The organism is Paenibacillus gyeongsangnamensis, from assembly GCF_027533625.1.
Lineage (GTDB): Bacteria > Bacillota > Bacilli > Paenibacillales > NBRC-103111 > Paenibacillus_G > Paenibacillus_G gyeongsangnamensis.
Genome location: NZ_JAQAGZ010000006.1, coordinates 20,787 through 42,214 on the forward strand (window position 1 = coordinate 20,787; position 21,428 = coordinate 42,214).

General features: G+C 55.1%; 24 protein-coding genes. 21 read left to right on the top strand and 3 right to left on the bottom strand.

Translation table 11 applies throughout. From position 1 onward, the window contains the following. Positions 1-9: 9 nt before the first annotated feature. From O9H85_RS10440 to O9H85_RS10515, 16 genes are all read left to right on the top strand, one after another. Positions 10-426 (top strand): Asp23/Gls24 family envelope stress response protein, encoded by a 417-nt coding sequence (locus tag O9H85_RS10440; RefSeq protein ID WP_269881285.1) that lies wholly within the window; start codon positions 10-12, stop codon positions 424-426. Positions 427-498: 72 nt separating this feature from the next. Beyond that, positions 499-1,065, top strand: a complete 567-nt coding sequence (gene amaP / locus O9H85_RS10445) for an alkaline shock response membrane anchor protein AmaP (RefSeq protein WP_269881286.1) — start codon at positions 499-501, stop codon at positions 1,063-1,065. Positions 1,066-1,080: 15 nt separating this feature from the next. Further along, positions 1,081-1,320: a DUF2273 domain-containing protein gene (locus O9H85_RS10450; RefSeq protein ID WP_269881287.1), complete on the top strand. Its 240-nt coding sequence runs from the start codon at positions 1,081-1,083 to the stop codon at positions 1,318-1,320. 84 nt (positions 1,321-1,404) lie between these two features. Further along, positions 1,405-1,875 carry a transcription antitermination factor NusB gene (gene nusB, locus O9H85_RS10455; RefSeq protein ID WP_269881288.1) on the top strand — a complete coding sequence of 157 codons (471 nt, stop codon included), beginning with the start codon at positions 1,405-1,407 and terminating at the stop codon, positions 1,873-1,875. Between the two features lie 26 nt (positions 1,876-1,901). After that, positions 1,902-2,768: a bifunctional methylenetetrahydrofolate dehydrogenase/methenyltetrahydrofolate cyclohydrolase FolD gene (gene folD / locus O9H85_RS10460; RefSeq protein WP_269881289.1), complete on the top strand. Its 867-nt coding sequence runs from the start codon at positions 1,902-1,904 to the stop codon at positions 2,766-2,768. Positions 2,769-2,773: 5 nt separating this feature from the next. Next, the gene (xseA, locus tag O9H85_RS10465) at positions 2,774-4,147 is read left to right on the top strand and encodes an exodeoxyribonuclease VII large subunit (RefSeq protein WP_269881290.1); all 1,374 of its coding nucleotides are present in this window, start codon (positions 2,774-2,776) and stop codon (positions 4,145-4,147) included. Beyond that, positions 4,140-4,400: an exodeoxyribonuclease VII small subunit gene (gene xseB, locus O9H85_RS10470; protein WP_269881291.1), complete on the top strand. Its 261-nt coding sequence runs from the start codon at positions 4,140-4,142 to the stop codon at positions 4,398-4,400. The genes xseA and xseB overlap by 8 nt, the downstream gene beginning before the upstream one ends. Further along, positions 4,397-5,302 (top strand): polyprenyl synthetase family protein, encoded by a 906-nt coding sequence (locus O9H85_RS10475; protein ID WP_269881292.1) that lies wholly within the window; start codon positions 4,397-4,399, stop codon positions 5,300-5,302. Before xseB ends, O9H85_RS10475 begins: the two co-directional genes overlap by 4 nt. 322 nt (positions 5,303-5,624) lie before the next feature. Next, positions 5,625-7,511, top strand: a complete 1,887-nt coding sequence (dxs, locus tag O9H85_RS10480) for a 1-deoxy-D-xylulose-5-phosphate synthase (protein WP_269881293.1) — start codon at positions 5,625-5,627, stop codon at positions 7,509-7,511. 24 nt (positions 7,512-7,535) lie between these two features. After that, positions 7,536-8,363, top strand: a complete 828-nt coding sequence (locus tag O9H85_RS10485) for a TlyA family RNA methyltransferase (protein WP_269881294.1) — start codon at positions 7,536-7,538, stop codon at positions 8,361-8,363. A 71-nt stretch (positions 8,364-8,434) separates the two neighbouring features. After that, complete coding sequence (locus O9H85_RS10490; RefSeq protein WP_269881295.1) at positions 8,435-8,920, top strand: hypothetical protein; 486 nt, start codon at positions 8,435-8,437, stop codon at positions 8,918-8,920. A 24-nt stretch (positions 8,921-8,944) separates the two neighbouring features. Next, entirely contained in the window at positions 8,945-9,394 is a 450-nt protein-coding gene (gene ahrC, locus O9H85_RS10495; protein ID WP_269881296.1) for a transcriptional regulator AhrC/ArgR, read from the top strand. A gap of 29 nt (positions 9,395-9,423) precedes the next feature. Next, a complete protein-coding gene (recN, locus tag O9H85_RS10500; RefSeq protein WP_269881297.1) occupies positions 9,424-11,124 on the top strand; it encodes a DNA repair protein RecN in 1,701 nt (566 codons plus the stop codon). A gap of 137 nt (positions 11,125-11,261) precedes the next feature. Next, positions 11,262-12,593, top strand: a complete 1,332-nt coding sequence (gene spoIVB / locus O9H85_RS10505; RefSeq protein ID WP_269881593.1) for a SpoIVB peptidase — start codon at positions 11,262-11,264, stop codon at positions 12,591-12,593. Positions 12,594-12,791: 198 nt separating this feature from the next. Continuing rightward, entirely contained in the window at positions 12,792-13,598 is an 807-nt protein-coding gene (gene spo0A, locus O9H85_RS10510) for a sporulation transcription factor Spo0A (RefSeq protein WP_269881298.1), read from the top strand. 639 nt (positions 13,599-14,237) lie between these two features. Then, complete coding sequence (locus O9H85_RS10515; RefSeq protein ID WP_269881299.1) at positions 14,238-14,837, top strand: group II intron maturase-specific domain-containing protein; 600 nt, start codon at positions 14,238-14,240, stop codon at positions 14,835-14,837. Between the two features lie 768 nt (positions 14,838-15,605). Here O9H85_RS10515 and O9H85_RS10520 read toward each other — a convergent pair. Both O9H85_RS10520 and O9H85_RS10525 read right to left on the bottom strand, forming a co-directional pair. Next, entirely contained in the window at positions 15,606-15,785 is a 180-nt protein-coding gene (locus O9H85_RS10520; protein ID WP_269881300.1) for a DUF2524 domain-containing protein, read from the bottom strand. 81 nt (positions 15,786-15,866) lie between these two features. Continuing rightward, complete coding sequence (locus O9H85_RS10525) at positions 15,867-16,184, bottom strand: hypothetical protein (RefSeq protein WP_269881301.1); 318 nt, start codon at positions 16,182-16,184, stop codon at positions 15,867-15,869. 238 nt (positions 16,185-16,422) lie between these two features. Here O9H85_RS10525 and O9H85_RS10530 point away from each other — a divergent pair, with 238 nt between their 5' ends. The 4 genes from O9H85_RS10530 (at position 16,423) to O9H85_RS10545 (ending at position 19,440) form a co-directional block, all read left to right on the top strand. Further along, positions 16,423-16,722, top strand: a complete 300-nt coding sequence (locus O9H85_RS10530) for a carboxymuconolactone decarboxylase family protein (protein WP_409348130.1) — start codon at positions 16,423-16,425, stop codon at positions 16,720-16,722. A gap of 63 nt (positions 16,723-16,785) precedes the next feature. Next, the gene (gene steA / locus O9H85_RS10535) at positions 16,786-17,859 is read left to right on the top strand and encodes a putative cytokinetic ring protein SteA (protein ID WP_269881303.1); all 1,074 of its coding nucleotides are present in this window, start codon (positions 16,786-16,788) and stop codon (positions 17,857-17,859) included. A gap of 16 nt (positions 17,860-17,875) precedes the next feature. Beyond that, complete coding sequence (locus O9H85_RS10540; RefSeq protein WP_269881305.1) at positions 17,876-18,583, top strand: glycosyltransferase family 2 protein; 708 nt, start codon at positions 17,876-17,878, stop codon at positions 18,581-18,583. After that, the gene (locus O9H85_RS10545; RefSeq protein ID WP_269881306.1) at positions 18,577-19,440 is read left to right on the top strand and encodes a hypothetical protein; all 864 of its coding nucleotides are present in this window, start codon (positions 18,577-18,579) and stop codon (positions 19,438-19,440) included. The genes O9H85_RS10540 and O9H85_RS10545 overlap by 7 nt, the downstream gene beginning before the upstream one ends. 40 nt (positions 19,441-19,480) lie before the next feature. Here O9H85_RS10545 and O9H85_RS10550 read toward each other — a convergent pair whose 3' ends face one another. After that, entirely contained in the window at positions 19,481-19,750 is a 270-nt protein-coding gene (locus tag O9H85_RS10550) for a DUF2627 domain-containing protein (protein ID WP_269881307.1), read from the bottom strand. A 204-nt stretch (positions 19,751-19,954) separates the two neighbouring features. Here O9H85_RS10550 and lpdA point away from each other — a divergent pair, with 204 nt between their 5' ends. Then, the gene (lpdA, locus tag O9H85_RS10555; protein WP_269881308.1) at positions 19,955-21,376 is read left to right on the top strand and encodes a dihydrolipoyl dehydrogenase; all 1,422 of its coding nucleotides are present in this window, start codon (positions 19,955-19,957) and stop codon (positions 21,374-21,376) included. Positions 21,377-21,428: the final 52 nt, after the last annotated feature.

Consider the following 21,428-nt stretch of genomic DNA (forward strand, 5'->3'; position numbering starts at 1 on the left):
GACCAAAGCATGAGCACACTAGCTGCGGATTATGAAAAGACCGAGATGGGCACGATTCAGATCGCCCCCGAGGTGATTGAAATCATCGCGGGCATGGCAACAGTGGAAGTGCCCGGCGTTGCCGGTATGAGCGGCGGATTCGCAGGGGGCATCGCCGAGCTTCTTGGTCGCAAGAACATGTCCAAAGGCGTCAAGGTGGAAGTGGGACAGCGGGAAGCGGCGATCGACGTATCGGTCGTGATCGAGTTCGGAACGCGGATACCCGAGGTTGCAGGCGCCGTTCAGCAGAACGTGAAGAACGCCATCGAATCGATGACCGGTCTGAGCGTCACGCAGGTGAACGTGCATGTGCACGATGTCATTTTCAAAGGGCCGGAGAAGACGGAAGAACCCGCGGCGGAGCCTAACCCGCAGCGCGTAAAATAACAGGATGTTCGTTTGAACCCCCTACTTTATCGTCAGGGGGTTTCCTCCATATTCGGGAAGGAGTCGAAATTCGTGGTAAAAGTCCTGGACAGATTGCTGCTGCTCCTCTTTAGCATCGTCGTACTGATCGTATCCATCGTACTGTTGTTCGCTGCCTTCGGCTTGATTCCGCTTGACGATACCGGCAATTTCGTGTATCGGGTGTACAAGGACATTCACACGGCTGTTTCGTTCATCGTCGTCACCTTCGTTGTTCTGCTGATCGGCCTCCGGCTGCTGTTCGTTTCCATCCGTCCGGGCAGCCGTTCGTCGGTGCCTTCCATCGATCAACGGACCGAAATCGGGGATATCCGCATCTCGCTGGATACCGTAGAGAACCTGTCGCTCAAGGCGGCCGGGCGGACGCGCGGCGTGAAGGATTTGCGCGCCCGGGTCAAGGTCAGCGAAGCGGGACTCGAGATCATTCTGCGGGCCATCGTGGACGGAGAAAGCTCCATTCCGCAGCAGACGGAAGAAATGCAGGCTAACGTGAAAAAGCATATCGAAGACATCACCGGCATTCCGGTGGCCTTCGTGTCGGTATTTATTGCGAATATTCAGCAGCAATCTTCCCCCACCTTCAAGAGTCGAGTGGAATAGAGGTGAGCCGCCCTAATGTGGATGCAGATTTGGGATCAGCTGTGGGAACGGCATAGGGGAAAAACGATGGGCGTGATCGGCGGCGTCTTGTTCGGCCTGATTTATTTGTTCTTCGGGCTCTGGAAGATGTTAATCTTTGCTCTTATCGTATATACTGGATATTACATAGGGAAAAAGTTGGACCGGAACGAGCCGGTGTTTCCCGCAGAAGAAACATGGCGCCGGCTAATGGACAAATGGAGAATGTTCCGCTGAAATCCTTGGGTGAGCCTGGGGATTTTTTTGATTGACCGACATCCAAAAAGGGGCAGCAAAAGCTAGGGAGGACGTACTGTTAACATGAGACGAAGACTGGCCAGGGAACTGGCGCTTCAAAGCTTGTATCAAATCGAGATGAACGAAGTGACGCTGGCGGATGCCATCTCGCATGTGGTGGAGGAAGCGAGCACTGAGGACGAAGCCCAGCTGACGAAGGAGAAGGATCAAATTTCGCCGCAATACGTCACGGAGCTGGTAGAAGGTACGCTGCAGCATAAGCAGCCGATCGATCATCTGCTGGCGGATTATTTGAAGGGCTGGCAGATGGACAGGCTGTCTCGGGTGGATCGTGAAATATTGCGCCTGGCCACTTATGAAATGATGTATCGCGACGATGTGCCGCCGAAGGTCGTCGTCAACGAGGCCATCGAGATGGCCAAGCATTTCGGCACCGAGGAATCCGGGAAGTTCGTAAACGGCGTGCTCGGCAAGATGATCAAGGATCTCGAGAAGCTTAAGGGTACCCAGCGGGAAACGAAGAATAACGAGTAGCATAGCATGAAAGGGGAACGGTTCTGATGTCTGCTAACGTGATTAACGGAAAAGAAATCGTAAGCGCGTATCGCGCCGATATTAAACAGCACGTAGAGAAGCTGAAGGAGCAGGGCATTACGCCGGGGCTCGCCGTCGTCATCGTGGGTGACGATCCGGCTTCACATGTATATGTCCGTAACAAAGCCAAAGCCTGCGAGGAAGCGGGCATGCTGTCCGAGGTGCATAAGCTCCCGGAGAGCACGCCGGAATCGGAAGTGCTCGCGCTGATCGGCAAGCTGAATGCCGACAGTCGCATTCACGGCATTCTCGTACAGTCGCCGCTGCCTAAGCATATATCGGAGGAGCGCGTGGTCGAGGCCATCGCGGTGGACAAGGATGTAGACTGCTTCCACCCGGTGAACGTCGGCAACCTGATGATCGGCAAGGAAGGCCCTTCCCCATGCACGCCTGCGGGCGTCATTGAAGTGCTGAAGAAGATCGGCGTCGAGATCGCCGGCAAGCACGCGGTCGTCGTCGGACGGAGCAACATCGTGGGCAAGCCGATGGCGATCCTCTTTTTGCGTGAGCACGCTACGGTTACCGTATGCCATTCCCGCACGCCGAATATGGAAGAGATTACGCGGCAAGCGGACATTCTGGTCGTTGCCGTCGGCAAGGCGAAGCTGATCCGCAGGCAGCATGTGAAGCCGGGCGCAGTCGTCATCGACGTCGGCATGAACCGGCTGGAGACAGGCAAGCTGGCGGGAGACGTGGATTTTGACGACGTGGTGGATGTGGCAGGCCACATTACACCGGTGCCCGGAACCGTCGGTCCGATGACGATCACGATCCTGCTGCGCAACACGTTGGAGGCGGCGCAAAAGACGGCCAGCTCGCAAGTAAGGGCGTGATGCCCATGAAGGATAAGCAGGACAAGCAGATCTATTCGATCAAGGATTTGAACCGTTTCATCAAAATGCTCCTCGAAGGCAACAACCGTCTGCAGGACGTTTGGGTCCGCGGGGAGATTTCCAACTTTACACGCCATACGAGCGGGCATATGTATTTTACGCTGAAGGACGCGGACAGCCGGCTGAAGAGCATCATGTTCGCCTCGCACAATCAGCGGCTCGCTTTCATTCCGCGGGAAGGCACGAAGGTGCTCGCCTGCGGGAATATATCCGTGTATGAACGGGACGGGCAGTACCAGTTCTACGTCACGCAGATGCAGCCGGATGGGGTCGGCAGCCTCTACCTGGCGTTCGAGCAGCTCAAGAAGAAGCTCGAAGCCGAAGGGTTGTTCGTCCCTGCCCGGAAGAAGCCGATCCCGCGCTATCCGAAGGCGATCGGCATCATTACGTCGCCGACGGGCGCAGCGGTGCGCGACATTATCATTACTTTGCAGCGCCGTTACCCTTCCGTTCCGGTGCTGCTTCATCCGGTGCTTGTACAGGGGACCCAGGCGGCGCCGGCGATCGTTAAGGCGATCCGCGCCATGAATGAGATGAATGAAGTGGATGTGCTCATCGTAGGGCGCGGCGGCGGCTCGCTTGAGGAGCTGTGGGCGTTCAACGAGGAAGCGGTAGCCCGCGCCATTGCGGCTTCCCGGCTTCCGGTCATTTCCGCGGTCGGACATGAAACCGATTTTACGATCGCCGACTTCGTAGCAGACCTACGGGCGGCCACGCCTACGGCCGCTGCGGAGCTGGCGGTTCCGCATCACGCAGAGCTCCGGCAGCAAATCGCTTACATGCAGCAGCACTTATACAGCGGACTCGCCAAACAGCTGGAGCGGAGCAAGGAAAGGCTCAAGCGACTGCAGCGGTCTCCTTATTTGACGCAGCCTCACCGGCAGCTGCTGCTGCAGCCGGCGCAGCGGCTGGACCGCCTGCGGGAGCAGCTGCAGTTCAAGCTGTTAGGCCGGCTGGCAAAGTCGCAGGATAAGCGGATGCGGCTGGAGCGCCGGCTGGCTTCCTTCAATCCGAAGGAGCAGGCCATTTATTCGCGCAAGCGGCTGAATTCTGCGGAGCGCTTGCTAAGACAGTCTATGCAGGCCATAACCAAACAGAAGCAGCAGCAGCTTGTATCGGCGATCCGGCATCTGGACGCTTTGAGCCCGCTGAAGATCATGCAGCGCGGCTACGGACTTGTCTACGACGAGAAGGAAAAGCAGCTGATCAAAAGCGTGCAGCAGGTGCAAATCGGGGATATCGTCAAATTGCGCTTAGTGGACGGACGCATCGATTGTCATGTCTGGTCCATGTCGATGGAGGAGAGGACGAATGAGTAACCAGGAACAGGCGACGCCAAGCTTTGAAGAGGCGATGGATCAGTTGGAGCGGATCGTTGCGCAGCTGGAGGACGGAGACGTTCCGCTGGAGAAGGCCATTGAGCTGTTTCAGGAAGGGATGCGGCTCTCCCAGCTGTGCGGACAGAAGCTCGAGCAGGTGGAGCGCAAGATCGAGATTTTGCTGGAGCAGGACGGCAATCTGGTGAAGAAGCCGTTCCAGCCCGGCGCAGAGGATAAAGGGGAAGCCAGATGAACAGCCAATCCGGCATAGAAGTATATATCAAAGAACAAGCCTCCTGGATCGAACGGGAGCTGCAGCGTTCGCTGCCTGAGGGCTGGGACGTGCCGGGTGCACTGCGGGAATCCATGATGTATTCCCTGATGGCAGGCGGGAAGCGTCTGCGGCCGATTCTTGTGCTAGCGGCATCCGATGCTCTTGGCGGGGACCGGGAGTCGGCGCTGCCGGCGGCGCTAGCAGTCGAGATGATCCATACGTATTCCTTGATTCATGACGATTTGCCTGCGATGGACAACGACGATTTCCGCCGGGGGAAGCCGACGAATCACAAGGTGTACGGGGAAGCGATGGCGATACTCGCCGGCGATGCGCTGCTGACTCATGCCTTCTACACGCTGGTACAGGCTTACCGGAAGCATGGCGTGGCTCCGGACCGGATCGCAGATCTGGTCGAGGAGCTGTCGAAGCTGGCGGGCGCGCCGGGAATGGTCGGCGGACAAGCTGCCGACATGCAGGGAGAGCAGGGGCTTACGCGAATCGAGGAGCTGGAGTACATCCATCTTCACAAGACGAGCGACCTGATCGTATTTTCCTTAAAAGCGGGCGGCCGCATCGCCGGCGCGACGGACGGTCAGCTCGCCGCGCTGGAGAAGTTCGGCGCCTGCGTCGGTCTTGCCTTTCAAATTCAGGATGACATCCTGGATCTGATCGGAGACGAGCAGAAGCTCGGTAAGCCCGTAAAGAGCGACTTGAAGCAGCAGAAGGTTACCTATCCTTATTTTATAGGGATCGAAGCTTCGAGGGCGAAGGTTGCAGAGCTGACGGATGAAGCGAAGAAGGCGATCCGCGAAGGCGGCTTCGATCAGCCCGAACGACTCCTGCAGCTGGCGGATTATCTGCTTAACCGGGACCATTAGACGCAAGCTCTTGTACAACTTTTGTAGGATGTTTTATTTGAGCGCCAAACGTCCTGTGTGCTATAATGACATCAAACGTCAAGCGCGGGTGGAAGCATCTTTTTAATTCGGCTGTCCAGGGATTTTGTTTTTTATAATGAAATTTTCCGTCAAGCACTCCCTATAGCGGGGGTTCTTCATATCATTCGTTACTTTTATTTGTCTAGCATATTTACGGTCAATGGGTAGGAAAGCTTTTTTACTTTGCAGAGCACACGGCTCGGCATGAAGCTTTTTTCCGCCAAATGAAAAAAATCAAACCATGGAAAGCGAGGGAACAAGCATGCTGCTCGAACAAATACGCCGGCCTGAGGATCTAAAGCGCCTTACGCTGGAAGAGCTGGAGCAACTGGCTGCGGAAATCCGCCAGTTTCTGATCGAGAAACTGTCGGTGACCGGCGGCCACCTCGCACCAAACCTTGGTGTTGTCGAGTTAACGATTGCTCTGCATTACTTGTTTAATAGCCCGGAAGACAAATTTATATTTGACGTTGGTCATCAGTCGTACGTTCACAAGATTTTGACGGGACGGATGGACCGGTTCGATACGCTCCGGCAATACAAGGGCCTTTGCGGATTCGTCAAGCGTTCCGAGAGCGAGCACGACGTATGGGAAGCAGGACACAGCAGCACGTCCTTATCCGCAGCCATCGGGATGGCTGTGGCGCGCGACATCAAGGGCAAGTCCAACCGGGTCATTGCGATGATCGGCGACGGCGCGCTGACCGGCGGGATGGCACTCGAGGCGCTCAATCATATCGGCCATGAGAAGCGGAACCTGATGGTGATTCTGAACGACAATGAAATGTCGATCGCACCGAACGTTGGAGCGCTTCATAATTATCTTGGCAAAATCCGCTCGGATCGCCATTACGTCAAGGCAAAAGAAGAGTTCGAGTATCTGATTAAGAAAATTCCCGCGATTGGTGGGACGCTGGCTAAGACGGCGGAACGTCTCAAAGATGCGCTCAAGTATATGGTCGTCTCCGGCGTCTGGTTCGAGGAGCTCGGTCTGACTTACCTCGGGCCGGTGGACGGCCACAACCTGCCGGTATTGATGGAAACGCTGAAGCAGGCGGATAAAGTTCAAGGTCCCGTACTCGTGCATGTGATCACGCTCAAAGGAAAGGGCTACTCTCCGGCTGAGGCCGATTCGCACAAGTGGCACGGCATCAGCCCGTACAAGATTGAATCCGGCCAGGTACTGAAGACGGTCGGTCCGCCAATGTATACGGAAGTGTTCAGTCAAGCGATCATTGAGCTCGCCGAGCAGGATGATCGCATCGTGGCGGTCACGCCCGCGATGCCGGGAGGCTCGGGTTTGACCAAATTCGCGGAACGTTTCCCGAAGCGGATGTTTGACGTAGGCATTGCCGAGCAGCATGCCGCCACGTTCTCAGCCGCACTGGCCGAGGAAGGCATGAAGCCGGTTTTTGCCGTCTATTCGACGTTTCTCCAGCGCGCTTACGACCAGGTCGTGCATGATATTTGCCGTGCAAACCTGAATGTCATGTTCGCCATCGACCGGGCTGGATTTGTAGGACCTGACGGCGAGACGCACCAAGGCGTATTCGACATCGCTTTCCTTCGGAGCATTCCGAATATGGTATTGATGATGCCGAAGGACGAGAATGAGCTACGTCATATGCTGAAGACGGCGGCGGTTTACGACGGCGGCCCGATTGCCGTTCGCTACCCGCGAATCAGCGGCTTAGGCGTGCCGATGGATGAAATCATGAAGCCGATCCCGATCGGTACGTGGGAAGTGCTTCGTAACGGCGATTTCGCAGCCATCCTTGCCGTAGGTCCGATGATTCCGGTGGCCATGGCGGCAGCCGAAACGATGGGCAAGGAAGGCAAGCAAGTACGTGTCATCAACGCGCGGTTCATCAAGCCGATGGACGAAGCGATGCTGTTGCAGCTGGCCAAGGAAGAGCTCCCGATCATTACGCTGGAGGAAGGGGCCCAGATGGGCGGCTTCGGCAGCGGCGTCATGGAATTTTATTCCAACCAGAACCTGCTGGGTATGCGGGTCAAGACGATTGGCGTACCGGACTACTTCGTCGAGCACGGCTCCGTTCCGGAGCAGCGGCAGGAAACCGGATTGACGCCGGAGCGTCTGATTACGGAGCTGAAGGCGCTCATACCCCGAAAAAGGCAGCGCGCTTAACAACGTTTAGGAGTACGAAAAGACATGGCTGCGGATAAAGAAAGATTGGATGTATTATTGGTCGAGCAAGGTTTTTTCGAAACGCGGGAGAAAGCCAAGGCGGCTCTGATGGCCGGCCTTGTGCTGGTCGATGACGAACCGGTGGACAAAGCGGGGACGAAGATTCCCCGCACCTCGCGGATTCAAGTGAAAGGCGCGCTCCATCCCTATGTCAGCCGCGGCGGGCTTAAGCTGGAAAAGGCGCTTCACGAATTCGGCATCGACATGAACGGCGTAACGATGCTCGATATCGGGGCTTCCACCGGCGGCTTTACCGATTGCGCGCTGCAGAACGGGGCCGCTTATGTCTATGCCGTTGACGTGGGCTACAATCAGCTCGATTGGTCGCTTCGCAGCGATGCCCGGGTGTGCGTCATGGAGCGGACCAACTTCCGGTATATGCAACCCGGCGATTTGCCGGGACCTGCGCCGACGTTTGCTTCAATCGACGTCTCATTCATTTCGCTCAAACTCATTCTTCCTCCGCTCATGGCGCTGCTCGCTGCCCCGGGTCGAGTAGTTGCGCTTGTAAAGCCTCAGTTCGAGGCGGGCCGCGAGAAGGTGCCGAAGACCGGTGTGGTGAAAGAACCGGAGGTCCACCGCGAGGTGCTGACTCAAGTTCTGACGTTTGCCGCCGAGACGGGCTATACGATTGAAGGACTGACGCACTCGCCGATCAAAGGCGGGGAAGGCAATATCGAGTTTCTCGCATACTTGTCGTTAAGCGCCGGGAGGCCGTGGACAGAAGCCGAGCTCAAGCAGCATATCGATCGGGTCGTAAAAGAGTCGCAAAGCATGCAGAACTCATCTTAGCAGGATGAGTTTTTTCTTTTTTTTGGAGGAGTTGGCGGGAGGTCTCTCGAATACGTACGAGAGGTGATTCCATGCAGAGCGGGGATGGCTTGGTCATCGTTCTCATTATAGCGGCGCTTGCCCTCTGGAGCTACGTTTCGGTCCGGAGCCGAATGCGGCATACGATTGAAGATGCCGATGCCGTTACGGGGGACCGGGATTGGCTTGACGGATTAACGATTCCCGAGGATGAAACGACGGATTTGCTGGAGCAGCGAGGCTATACCATCCTGGGCGGCAAGAAACGAATTCCTGTTCTGATCTCGCATAACAGGAAGGACACTTTGCAAAGTAGGCTCTTTCTGGATTATATTGTAGAAAAAGACGGCGAGCTCTACGCGGTGAAGCTGGCGAAGGAACGCAGTCCGCTCGAGATGAGCGGAAGTATCATCCGCGAACGGCTGCTGATTTATCAGCTGCTGCTTCCCGGGGCAGCCGGCGTGCTGTATGTGGATACGCCGAGCGGCCGGGTGGACCGTTTTGAATTTGAGCTTCAATTCGACAAAAGCATGGATTAACTGTACACCCGCAGGGAGGATGCCATGAAGGCCCAACGACATATCAAGATTCGCGAACTGATTACAGGGGGCGAAATCGAAACGCAGGACGAGCTGGTGGAGCAGCTTCGGGCTGCAGGTTTTTATGTAACGCAGGCGACGATCTCCAGAGACATCAAGGAGATGCATTTGATCAAGGTTCCGCTGGACGACGGAAGGTATAAATATTCGATGCCTGCCGACCAGCGATATAACCCGCTGCAGCGACTGAAACGCGCGCTGAACGATCATTTCGTACATATCGATTACACGGACAATCTGGTCGTGCTGAAGAGCCTGCCCGGTACGGCCAATGCTATTGCCGCACTCATCGACAGCTTGGAATGGAATGAGATCATGGGGACGATCAGCGGCGACGATACGATCTTGATTATTTGCCGAAGCAAGGAACAAAGCGGGCACGTCGTGGAGCAAATCCTCGGGATGCTCAGCTAAAATCATCGTCATATAAAAGAGGTGGGCTAATGCTGCTGGAATTATCCATTCGCCACTTGGCGGTCATTGAAAACGTAGGGCTGCGATGTTACAACGGCTTCCACGTGCTGACGGGAGAAACGGGTGCGGGGAAATCGATCATTATCGACGCTCTCAGTCTCATCGCCGGGGGGCGCAGCTCGTCGGATTTGGTCCGTTACGGAAGCGACAAGGCGACCATTGAGGCGCTGTTCCAAATCAGCGAGGATCATCCGGTATGGCCGATATTGAACGAAGCGGGTATAGAAGCGGACCCGGAGGAGCATCTTATAATCCGCAGGGAAATTACGGCGCAGGGGAAAAGTACAAGCCGGGTGAACGGCCAGCTGGTCAACCTTGCCAAATTGAAGGATATCGGCGAATGGCTCGTAAACATTCACGGGCAGCACGAGCACCAGTCTCTCTTCAAGGTAGAGGAGCATATCCGCTGGCTCGATCTGTTCGGGGACGCGGAAATTACAAAGGACAAGCTCGCTTATCAAACGGCTTATGACGAGTATCAAACGGTGCGCAAGCAGGTACGGGAGCTCGAGGAAACGAGCAAACAAGCGCTTCAGATGCTGGACCTGTACCGGTTCCAGGTGGAGGAGATCGGGTCGGCCAAGCTGAAGCCGGGCGAGGACGAAGCGCTGACAGAAGAGAAACGGAAGCTCTCCAACGCGGAACGGCTCTTCCAAAGCGCAGCCGACGCTTACGATCTGCTGTACGGCGGCAGCAAGGGGCTGGAAGCGGTCAGCCGCGCGATGAATAAGCTTCAGGATATCGCGGTGCTGGACCCGGCCAAGCTGCAGCCGCTGCTCGAGCAAGTGCAAAGCGCTTACTATCAGCTGGAGGACGCCGCTTATCAGGTCCGGGATTACCGGGACGAGATCGAATTTAATCCGTCGAGGCTCGATTTTATCGAGCAGCGGCTCGATACGATCTCTTCTCTCCGCCGCAAATACGGGGATTCCGTTCAAGATATTTTGGCTTATCTGGCCAAAATCCAGCGGGAGCTGGATCTTATCGAAAATAAGGATGAAGCCCTTCAGAAGCTGCAGCAGCAGGAGCAGAAGCTGCTTCGTGAGCTGGAGCGGCATGCCGCAAAACTGACGGAGCGGCGCGCGGCGGTGGCTGAGCGGCTAGCCGTGGAGATCGTCGCCGAGCTGCGCGATCTTCATATGGAAAGAACGCAATTCAAAGTCCAGATCGATCCGCTGCCGGAGGGACGCTATACGCGGGAAGGACAAGACCAAGTCGAATTCCTGATCTCGGCCAATCCGGGCGAACCGCTGCGGAGCTTAAGTAAAATCGCCTCCGGCGGTGAAATTTCCCGTGTGATGCTGGCGCTTAAGTCCATTTTTTCACGTGTGGACCGGATCCCCGTTCTCGTCTTTGACGAAGTGGATACCGGCGTCAGCGGACGCGCGGCGCAGGCGATTGCCGAGAAGATGTCCCGTCTGTCGAGCGGCTGCCAAGTGTTCTCGATCACCCATCTTCCGCAGGTGGCCTGCATGGCGGACGTGCACTATTTGATTCATAAATCAACCGATGGCGACCGTACGTTTACTAATGTAGAGGAACTAGGCGACACCGGCCGCGTCCACGAGCTAGCCCGTATGCTGGGCGGGGTGGAGGTAACCGACAAGACGCTGCAGCACGCACAAGAAATGCTTGCTCTGGCAAATGACAAGAAAGCAAGGATGGACTGACGATCGTGGGAGCATTTTCGAGTTATAAAAGAAATGGCCGGGGGTTAACTTAAGGGTACACAAACGGCGGTTTTACCGAAGAAATGGAATTCGGTTCGGAGCCGCCAGAGCCAAGGAAGCAAGGGAGCGTGAGCGAATTGAGTTCCAACCAGAGAAAAAGAATGATTGGATTGCTGCTCGTCCTCTTCGTTTGTTTGGGAAGTCTGACTACCCCCTTCCAAAGTTTTGCCTCCTTCCCCGAGGAACTTCGGCTCTTCACAGGTCAACAAACTCAGTTGCAGCTGGCTATGCCGGTAAACGCGCAAGTGACGGTGAACCATCCGGAAATCATCAAGGTCAACGGCACGGCAAAGCACTCATTTCAAGTCGATTTGCATCATCCGATCGCACTCGAATCTTATCAAGCCGGCCAGGCGGAGATGAAGCTGAAGCTGTTCGGCACGATCCCGCTCAAGACGGTCAAGGTAAATGTCGTTCCCGATCTGAAAGTGATTCCCGGCGGGCAGACGATCGGCGTCAAGCTTAAATCAGCCGGAATTATGGTGGTCGGTCACCATCTGGTGGCCGTCTCCGAGGACAAGAAATCGTCCCCGGGGGAAGAAGCTAAAGTGCAGCTCGGCGATTTAATCGTCAAGATGAATGGCAAAGCCATCAATGACGTCAGCAAGGTGGCCGAGCTCGTCAAGAGCGCGGGCGAGAGCAAAAAGCCGATTACGCTCTCGATTCTGCGCAACAACCAAACGATCGAGATCGCGATCCAGCCTGCCTACGATATCGTGGACAAGGCATACCGCCTCGGGTTGTACATCCGCGATTCCGCGGCCGGCGTTGGGACATTGACCTTCTACGCACCGGATCAAGGCGTATACGGAGCATTGGGGCACGTCATTACCGATATGGATACCCAGAGCCCGATTGTCGTGGGAGACGGCGAGATTGTTCACTCCAACGTAACGTCCATCTCCAAGAGCCAGAATGGCGAACCGGGGGAGAAGCGCGCCCAATTCTCCAGGGAAAGCAAGGCGATCGGCAATATCGAGCGCAACACGCAATTCGGCATTTTCGGCAAAATGTATGCAGCACCGGATCACAGCTTTTCGAACAATTCGCTGCCTGTCGCTTTTGCAGAGGAAGTAAAGGAAGGTCCGGCGCAAATTTATACCGTCATAGGCGGCCAGAAGGTCGAAAAGTTCGATATTGAAGTCGTGCATGTCGTGAAGCAGGATTTTCCGGCTACTAAGGGAATGGTCATCAAAATTACCGACCCCCGGCTGCTGGATAAAACCGGCGGCATCGTACAAGGCATGAGCGGGAGCCCGATTATTCAGAACGGCAAAATGATCGGCGCCGTCACCCACGTCTTCGTCAACGATCCGACCAGCGGGTACGGCTGCTTCATCGAATGGATGCTGCAGGATGCGGGCATCATGCTTCGGCCGAGCGATTCCAAGGAACTGAAGGCAAGCTAGAGCCTTCGGTTTCTTTTTTAATTCATTTGTCGAATAATGTATATTCCTGCATGAAATTATTAATTATAAAATAAATTTCAAAGAAAAGCTATAAAAATAATTTTCGACAGAAGGAATTTTAATCTAAGTGTCGAAATTCTATAATTAGGAAAACAATGTTAAGACACTTTTCGCTGTAATCGAAGGAGGAGCTCAATTTTGCAAACGATCGAAGTCTTATTGGCCGATGACAACCGAGAATTTACTAATCTTCTCTCCGAGTTTATCGACGACCAAGATGATATGCGGGTAACCGGCGTTGCTTATAACGGAAACGATGTGCTGCGCTTGATCGAACAAAGCCCCAGAGTGCCTGATGTGCTGATCCTCGATATTATTATGCCCCATTTGGACGGACTTGGCGTGCTCGAGAAGCTGCGTGAGATGGACCTGCAGCCGCAGCCGAAAATCATTATGCTGACCGCCTTCGGCCAAGAAAACATTACGCAGAAAGCTGTTCAGCTTGGCGCTTCCTACTACATTCTCAAGCCTTTCGATATGGAAATTTTGACGAACCGGATTCGTCAGCTGGTGAGTACCAACCAGTCGGCCATGCCGATGATGACAAGCTCTTCCTCGTCGAAAGCGAACGTCGTCCAGCTCCCCAAAGGGAAAAATTTGGACGCCAACATTACAACCATTATTCATGAGATCGGTGTTCCTGCGCATATTAAAGGATACCAGTACCTGCGTGAAGCGATTACGATGGTATATAACAACATTGAAATTTTGGGCGCCATCACCAAGACTCTTTATCCGGCTATTGCCGAAAAGTACAAAACGACGCCTAGCCGCGTCGAACGCGCTATCCGCCATGCGATTGAAGTCGCTTGGACGCGCGGCAACATCGACAGCATCAGCCACTTGTTCGGCTATACGATCAATATCTCGAAAGCGAAGCCGACCAATAGCGAATTTATCGCGATGGTGGCGGATAAGCTGCGGATCGAGCATAAGGTATCGTGAAACCCCGCGGGAAGCGCGTCGAAGGACGATAAGTAACGTTCGTTCCCGCAAAAAAACGGTTAGCAACTTTTGAAACGTCGGATGGAAATCCGGCGTTTTTATTTGTTGAGCGTGCCCAGAGGCACGCATTTTCTAGCCGGTGAAAGTCCGGTCGCGGGAGGGGCCAAGCCCCCGTGTAGCTAGGATGCCTGCGTACAGTGAAAGCAGTACGTAGAAGCGCATCGACGGAAGTACCTGTTAGAATCAGGGCGAGCAACATGCCAGGCCGTAACATAAAGTGAATCCTGCCGCGTCGTCAAAAAGGCCTCGCAAGAGGGAGAAGAGGGAGCCGAGTCCCGTCAACATGGACGAAGGCCATGGAAACTGCTAGGAACTTGGAGCGGCAGCGAAGAACCCTCCGGCGTAAGGGGATCGGCATGGCATGAAAGAGGATGCAGTGAACTGGGGAGACCCTCCCCTGCACGGAAGTTTTTTTTAAAAAAAGACCGTAAAAAGGCGCTCTATAAGCCCGAAAAGTGAAGTGAGCCGTCTGCAGGAAGGGAGTCCGAGGGGCGCATAGTACCAATGAATGCAGGACAACACAACCTGCGGGAGGGAAGGAGCCCTAGTTTGTTCATGTTTCTTAGGAGGTACGAGTCAGTGAATGCCAAGAGGCTAACGACACCAAAGGAAAACGTTCAACAACTCCAAGAGAAACTAGGTCATGCGGCCAAGGAGAACAAGAAGCGTAGATTCCATGCGCTCTATGACAAGGTCTACCGGATGGACATTCTGTGGGAAGCGTGGAGGAGAGTACGAGCCAATAAAGGGTCGGCTGGAATCGACGGGGAGACACTTGCGGACATCGAAAAACAAGGAGAGTATCTTTTCTTGTACGAATGCCATCGAATCCTCAAAGAAGGCAAGTATCATCCTCAGCCCGTAAGACGGCACTACATTCCGAAGAAAAATGGAAAGCAAAGACCGCTAGGTATTCCCACAATCCGAGACCGGGTCATCCAGATGGCGACGAAAATGGTTATGGAACCGATCTTTGAAGCGGTGAATCCAAAGATTCAGGGGTGGAGGAACTATTACTACACGGCCCACAGCCAAGTAAAGCTAGCAAAGTTGGACTGGTACATTTTGCAGAGGCTCACGAGATGGTATGTCAAGAAGAGACAGCACGCAAGATGGATGAGTTCGCTTCAAGAAGTAAGATTTCTGGCCAGTCAATATGGACTTAAAACGCTCTTGTGATCTGCATGCACATGAATGACGAACATCGGAAAGCCGTATGAGGGAAAACCTCACGTACGGTTTGATGAGGAGGGGCAGATTTCTCTGCCCTTTACTCTAGTAAGACTTTATAAGTTTTCGCAACTTACAGCTTCGCATCAACCTTGGTAAACGCGCTAGTCCTTGTAAGACAAGGATGGCGTAGCCGTTTATCCTGGTTATTTAGGGAAAGACATGTAACTGAATGCAAAACGCCAGCTCCCGGGATAGGTCCCAAACGAACCGGCGTTTTTTTGAATTATCGGTGATGTCCGTGGTGTTCGTGCTCTGTATGCTCTCCATAATGCCCTCCGTACCATCCGCCTCCGTAGACAGGGTAGGGAACTGGAATCGGAACGGGGATCGGTTGGACCGGAGTCGAGTGCGGATAAGGATATGGGGGGGAACCGTAAGGATAAGCTGTACCGTAAGGATACGGCGGATAAGGATAATAGCTTGAAGAATACGGCGGTGGGTAGGGATAGTAAGACATGGCTTATCTTCCTCTCTGCTTGCTGGTGATATCACACCATATGCAGCGAATCGGGTCCGTGACACCGGCCTACTTCCCGGAAGTAATTTTCCGGCTTGGTGTCTAAAGGAGTCCGTCTTGTATCATTCATGGATCCCCAGCACCGTTTATGCATTGGGACGGCTGCTTTCCATGGGCATCTCGCTCCGGCAAAAGAAAAAAGCCGGCGTTGTGCCAGCTTCGAACTAAGGCAATAACAGGATCAAGTCGAACCCCTTTTACGGATGGATGTCGCACTTAGTCTTAATAAAATGGATCTGATTCTCCAGCCGGCGGACGCGTTCCATCGCTTCGGGGCTGTTGTTTTCCGCTTGGGCGGCCAGAAGCTCCTCTTGCAGCTGATGCAAATCGTCTCCGGCTTGCGAGCAATCGTAATTGCTTTCCAGGTTCCGAATCATGCCCGTTACACCTCCATACGATGAATTCGCTTCTTAGTATGGGCCGGGTGTTAGACGCTAAACCGGGAGAGCAGGATGTAATTATAGGATAGGCTGCTTCTTCAATAAAGACGCCACCGTTTCTTCTTTCTCTTCATAATGATCACAAGCCCAGTCGAGCCATTCCTCCGGAAGTCTTTCCATAATCAACGAACGTAGTTCCGTACTCTTCATGGCCAGATCGTAGAGAAGCTTCTCGTAGGTATGGATTACCGCATCGAAATCCAACCCTATGTCATCCATCAGCAATTCCTTCAATGCATTCTCATTGTCACTGAAGTCACGGTAAACCAAGCCATCATAAATTTCCGTTATCAGACCATCCTGAATACGAACAATTTTCTGACATGATCTTTGCATGGAACCGACTCCTTATGCTGGGATACTGCCCATTATACCATAATAATTGTTGGATTATTGTGGAAAACTGCAAGTGCTTTCGATAATTTTCGTTTTTATTTTTCCGAGCGCATAAAGCGTCCTTTGGCCGGGGACGTTAAAACGTGAGTATAACGTGTTAGAGGAGGACTATTGAACGGGAATGAATACCGCGGATTTGAACCAAAAGGCCGATTCTTATAAGATCGGTGTCGGTCACATGAAAGAGCTTATGCCCGGTATGGTGGATGCATACCATCATTTTACAGCCGCTTGTTTCGCAGACGGGGTGCTGGATAAAAAACAGAAGCAGCTGATCGCGCTCGGCATCAGCCTGTTTGCCAACAATGAGGTATGCACGGTTTATCATGTGGGAGAAGCGTTATCGGAGGGAGCGACACCGCAAGAAATTATGGAAGCGACGGCGGTCGCCGCCGCGGTCGGCAGCGGTCATGCGATGTCTCAGGGCGTTACACGGGTGCAGCAGGCGCTCGGTTCCTTGACCGCCGGCACCCAATAGCGGGGCTGAATGCCTAAAGTAACAAAAGTTCCGGCTCTAGAAAACGGAGGTCGGGGATGGAAGATGAAACCATTATCGGGTTCGGCCAAGCTGCCGATTCGGGGCCGTATCGCAGCGGACCGTATCACCAAAAATTTAGTGCTCCGGTTAAAACCCGGCGCGATCGCACTGATCAGCCATGACGACATGGACACGCTCGCGGCGGAGAGTCTGCTGGAAGCCCGGGTCAGGGCCGTCATTAACGCCGGGCGGACGATTACGGGCAGCCTGCCGATCAAATCGGCTCTTCGGCTGCTGGAGGCGGGAGTACCTGTCTTCGAAATCGCCCCGTCCGATTACGACCAAGCTGCTGCTTCCTCGCGTGCGGTTATACATAAGAATGGCATTTCCTTGGACCATGGATGGGTACCTTGCACAGCCTTCACCCAGGAATTGTGGCTGGAGCGGTTCACGCTTGCTTCGATGGGGGAGAAGCAGCAGCTCCGGCGGTTTATCGAGAACACGCTTCATTACGCGCAGTACGAACAAGCCGTCATTCTGGAGCCGCTGCAATGTCCTCCGCTGCGTACGTGTCTCGTGGGCAAGCAGGTGCTTATCGTCGTACGCGGAGCAGGCTATAAACAGGATCTCGTTGCTTTGACAAGCTATATTAGGAGCCGAAGGCCCGTGTTGATCGGCGTGGATGGCGGCGCGGACGCGCTCCTCGAATGCGGTTTCCGTCCGCACCTGATCGTGGGAGATATGGACAGCGTGACGGATGCGGCTCTCCGCTGCGGAGCGGAGCTGCTCGTTCACGGTTATTTGGATGGACGCGCGCCGGGGCTGGAGCGGGTAAAAGCCGCGGGACTGGAGGCCGCTACGGTGCTTTCCGGCGGAACCAGCGAAGACTTGGCGCTTCTTCTGGCCTATGACCAGCAATGCGAGCTGATGGTTACCGTCGGCCTTCACAGCCATATGCTGGACTTTATGGAGAAGGGAAGGCCGGGCATGGGCAGCAGCTGGCTGGTCCGGATGAAGGTGGGCGGCAAGCTGGTCGATGCCAAAGGAATCAGCAAGCTGTATGCACAGGCAGCCGAATTGAAATCCATACCGGTGCGTGCCGGCTGGAAAGCCTACGTGAAGTCATTATTCATATAACAAGGGAGGGTGCCCGATGCAGGCCCAAACCATATCCATCATTGTCCCCGCATGGAACGAATCGGCGCTGCTTGCGGGTACGCTCCAATCGATAGGAGAAGGCTGCCGCAATCTGACTTGCCAGACGGGTATGCGGACGCAGCTGATCGTCGTCGATGACGGCAGCCGGGATTCGACTGCCGAGCTGGCTGTACCTTATGCCGATCTGATTCTTCGACAGCCCGCACGCCGGGGCAAAGGAGCGGCGCTGCGTCTAGGGTGGAGAGCGGCGTCCGGGGAGGTCGTCGTTTTCCTGGACGCGGACCTCGGTTCAAGCGCCAAGCATTGGCCGGATTTGATTCAGCCGCTGCTGGAAGGCGAGTGTGATATGACCGTAGCCAAGCTTCCGCAGGCCAGCCGGAAAGGCGGCTTCGGACTCGTTCGTGGAGCGGCGGCCCGAGGCGTACGATGGCTTAGCGGATTCCGCTCTCAAGCCCCATTATCAGGACAGCGCGCGGTCCGTTCGGAAATTCTTCATCGCTCGCGCGGCAGGTACGATGGCTTCGGCGTGGAGGTGGGACTGCTCATTGACGCGGTTAAGATGGGGTATCGTGTGCAGGAGCTTGAGGTGCCGCTCTATCACCGGGAGACGGGGCGCAACTGGTCGGGCTGGTGGCACCGGGGTAAGCAGCTCGCTGCGGTAAGCCGGACCCTGTGGGCTTGCTGGCGGAAGCCGGTATGCTGAAGGCCGCCTTGCTTCCCGCAGCCGGCCTGCTTTTGTACGTTACGGGGTACGGACTGAGGTTTTGGGTATTGTCGGTATTGTATAGCCGAGGAATCACGGATATAAATTATAGGGGCGAGCCTGTTGCAACCGCGGGCGGTCTGCTCGTATGGCTGCTCGCGCAGTTATTTCTAGGAGGTCTGATGGTTTGGAAGCTGATCTTGGGCGAAGGGCCGCCGTGGGACATTGTATTGTTCGATATGTCCTTGCTGCTGGTAACATGGGCTTCCTTCGCGGATGACCGTTACGGGGATAAACGCATTAAAGGCTTGTCAGCCCACTGGAACGCCTGGCTGAGCAGCGGCGTACCGACCACCGGATGGCTGAAGGCCGGAGCTGTACTGGGAGGAGCGCTGCTCGTTCTGCCGCCGGATGAGAGCTTGCTGGGTACTGTTTGCGGGGTTCTTCTGCCGATGCTGTCGGCGAACGCGCTGAATTTGCTGGACCTCCGCCCCGGCCGTGCGCTGAAGGTCTTTTTAGTCGTCTCCGGTGCGCTGGTGCTCGCTGCGGCGCTCTGCGGGGAATGGTTCGAGTCGGATCCTCGCTTGCTATGGCTTCTCCCGTTTATCGTCGGGGCCATGCTGCTGCTGCCTTTGGACCTAAAAGCACGCGTCATGCTGGGGGATACGGGAGCGAACCTGCTCGGCTTCGGACTTGGCTGCGCAGTGCTCTGGTCCTGGGGGCCGGCGGCGGAGTGGGGCGTCCTTCTGGTCCTGATCCTGCTGCACGTCTGGACCTGGAACCGGTCGCTTTCGCAGGTGATCGACGGGAATGCTATGCTGCGCTGGATGGACCGGCTGGGACGAGACGGCGCGTAATCGTACAAAAAAGGGAGAAAACGCGGAAACCCTCCTGCGTCTACTCCCTTTTGCGTTTTTGTCGGAAGCGGGGAGCTACGTAATTGCGCTTGCGGTCCCGAAAGAACGTCCATCCTCCCAAAAAGGCGATGCCGGCCGCGAACAGCAGCAATCCCCAGACTAGCTTGCCCCACAGCACGTGAGGATCGGACGAGGTATGGTCGAACTGAGCGAACCAAGCGTCCTTCATGGCCAAAAAGCCATAAGTTGCCATTAGTCCCGGTATGACGAGGAGCAGGATGGCGATAAAACGAGATAGCGTAACTTTCATGCGAAGCTCCTTTGCCCTTGATCGCGTTTCCTAATTCTTTATTCTTAAAGTATCATAAAAGGATGTCCGTTTCATGTCCAGGTTTTGAATTTTGTGTCACAATGACAGAATTCATGTCGTGTTCAGATTTAGTACTATATTTCTGCCTTCAAAAAAGGTTAGAATGTAAGGATAATAGAAAGTCGAATGCAGGAGGAATACGTAATGACGCATAATTTTGATGTCGTAGTACTCGGCGGAGGCATCGGCGGATATACAGCGGCCATTCGGGCGGCGCAGCTGGGGAAAAGCGTTGCCATCGTCGAACAGGACAAGCTAGGAGGGACATGTCTTCATCGCGGCTGCATCCCGAGCAAGGCGCTGCTTCGGAGCGCGGAGCTGTTTGCGGCGATGAAGGAAAGCGAGTCCTACGGGATTTTGGCGGAAGGCGTCAAGCTCGATTTTAACAAGGTCCAAACCCGCAAAACGGCGATTGTGGATCAATTGCATAGCGGCGTTCAATATTTGATGAAAAAAAATAAGATCGAGGTGTTCCGCGGCAAAGGCTGCATTATCGGGCCTTCGATCTTTTCGCCGCGCAGCGGAACGGTGTCCGTGGAGCAGGAGGACGGCGAGTATCTGTCGCTTGTTCCCAACGCCTTGATAATCGCTACCGGCTCGCGCCCGCGCAGCTTGCCCGGGCTTTCGATCGACGGCGAATTCCTGCTCAGCAGTGACGATGCGCTGACGATGGAGGCGCTTCCCGCTTCGATGATCATTATCGGCGGCGGTGTGATCGGCGTCGAATGGGCATCGATGCTGAGCGACTTCGGCGTTCAGGTGACGGTTGTTGAATATGCGCCGCGTTTGCTGCCGGGAGAGGACGAGGACGTTTCGCGCGAGCTCGAGCGGCTGCTGAAAAAACGCGGGGTAACGGTACATACGGGAGCGAAGGTGCTTCCCGAGACGGTACGGACGGGAGCGGGTGGCGTGACACTGTCGGTTGAGAAGAAAAACGGCACTTTGGAGCTGTCGGCGGACAAGGCGCTGGTCTGCGTCGGGCGGCAAGCGAATGTCGAAGGCATCGGGCTGGAGAATACCGACGTCAAGATCGAGAACGGATTCATCCGCGTGAATGATTTTATGCAGACGGCGGAGTCCCACATTTATGCCGTCGGCGATTGCATCGGCGGCGTTCAGCTGGCCCACGCCGCATCGCACGAGGGCATTATGGCTGCAGAGCATGCCGCCGGAAGGAATCCGCACGGCTACGCTGCCCACCGCGTTCCGCGCTGCGTGTATTCCCGCCCCGAGATCGCAAGCGTCGGCTGGACCGAGCGGCAGGCGGCGGAGCAGGGCTTCGAGCTGAAAATCGCAAAGCTTCCGTTCAAGCCGCTGAGCAAAGCGCTCGTATACGGGGAAACTGACGGCTTCATCAAGGTCATTGCGAACAAGCGGTCGAACGATATTTTGGGCGTTCATATGATTGGCCCGCACGTGACGGATTTCATCTCGGAGGCTGCGCTGGCCCAACTGCTGGAAGCGACGCCGTGGGAAGTGGGGCAAACGATTCATCCGCATCCGACGCTGTCGGAGCTGCTCGGCGAGGCCATGATGGCGGTTGACGGGCAATCGATAAGCTTCTAGACCAAGGACGGCGGTGCCCCGGGGATTTTTACCTGCGTACAATTGTGTTCAT

Excerpts from the sequence above, each read along its gene's own strand:
- O9H85_RS10440 (WP_269881285.1), top strand. The coding sequence starts at position 10 with ATGAGCACACTAGCTGCGGATTATGAAAAGACCGAGATGGGCACGATT.
- O9H85_RS10450 (WP_269881287.1), top strand. The coding sequence starts at position 1,081 with ATGTGGATGCAGATTTGGGATCAGCTGTGGGAACGGCATAGGGGAAAA.
- nusB (WP_269881288.1), top strand. The coding sequence starts at position 1,405 with ATGAGACGAAGACTGGCCAGGGAACTGGCGCTTCAAAGCTTGTATCAA.
- folD (WP_269881289.1), top strand. The coding sequence starts at position 1,902 with ATGTCTGCTAACGTGATTAACGGAAAAGAAATCGTAAGCGCGTATCGC.
- xseA (WP_269881290.1), top strand. The coding sequence starts at position 2,774 with ATGAAGGATAAGCAGGACAAGCAGATCTATTCGATCAAGGATTTGAAC.
- xseB (WP_269881291.1), top strand. The coding sequence starts at position 4,140 with ATGAGTAACCAGGAACAGGCGACGCCAAGCTTTGAAGAGGCGATGGAT.
- O9H85_RS10475 (WP_269881292.1), top strand. The coding sequence starts at position 4,397 with ATGAACAGCCAATCCGGCATAGAAGTATATATCAAAGAACAAGCCTCC.
- dxs (WP_269881293.1), top strand. The coding sequence starts at position 5,625 with ATGCTGCTCGAACAAATACGCCGGCCTGAGGATCTAAAGCGCCTTACG.
- O9H85_RS10485 (WP_269881294.1), top strand. The coding sequence starts at position 7,536 with ATGGCTGCGGATAAAGAAAGATTGGATGTATTATTGGTCGAGCAAGGT.
- O9H85_RS10490 (WP_269881295.1), top strand. The coding sequence starts at position 8,435 with ATGCAGAGCGGGGATGGCTTGGTCATCGTTCTCATTATAGCGGCGCTT.
- ahrC (WP_269881296.1), top strand. The coding sequence starts at position 8,945 with ATGAAGGCCCAACGACATATCAAGATTCGCGAACTGATTACAGGGGGC.
- recN (WP_269881297.1), top strand. The coding sequence starts at position 9,424 with ATGCTGCTGGAATTATCCATTCGCCACTTGGCGGTCATTGAAAACGTA.
- O9H85_RS10520 (WP_269881300.1), bottom strand. The coding sequence starts at position 15,785 with ATGATTCGGAACCTGGAAAGCAATTACGATTGCTCGCAAGCCGGAGAC.
- O9H85_RS10525 (WP_269881301.1), bottom strand. The coding sequence starts at position 16,184 with ATGCAAAGATCATGTCAGAAAATTGTTCGTATTCAGGATGGTCTGATA.
- O9H85_RS10530 (WP_409348130.1), top strand. The coding sequence starts at position 16,423 with ATGAAAGAGCTTATGCCCGGTATGGTGGATGCATACCATCATTTTACA.
- steA (WP_269881303.1), top strand. The coding sequence starts at position 16,786 with ATGAAACCATTATCGGGTTCGGCCAAGCTGCCGATTCGGGGCCGTATC.
- O9H85_RS10540 (WP_269881305.1), top strand. The coding sequence starts at position 17,876 with ATGCAGGCCCAAACCATATCCATCATTGTCCCCGCATGGAACGAATCG.
- O9H85_RS10545 (WP_269881306.1), top strand. The coding sequence starts at position 18,577 with ATGCTGAAGGCCGCCTTGCTTCCCGCAGCCGGCCTGCTTTTGTACGTT.
- O9H85_RS10550 (WP_269881307.1), bottom strand. The coding sequence starts at position 19,750 with ATGAAAGTTACGCTATCTCGTTTTATCGCCATCCTGCTCCTCGTCATA.
- lpdA (WP_269881308.1), top strand. The coding sequence starts at position 19,955 with ATGACGCATAATTTTGATGTCGTAGTACTCGGCGGAGGCATCGGCGGA.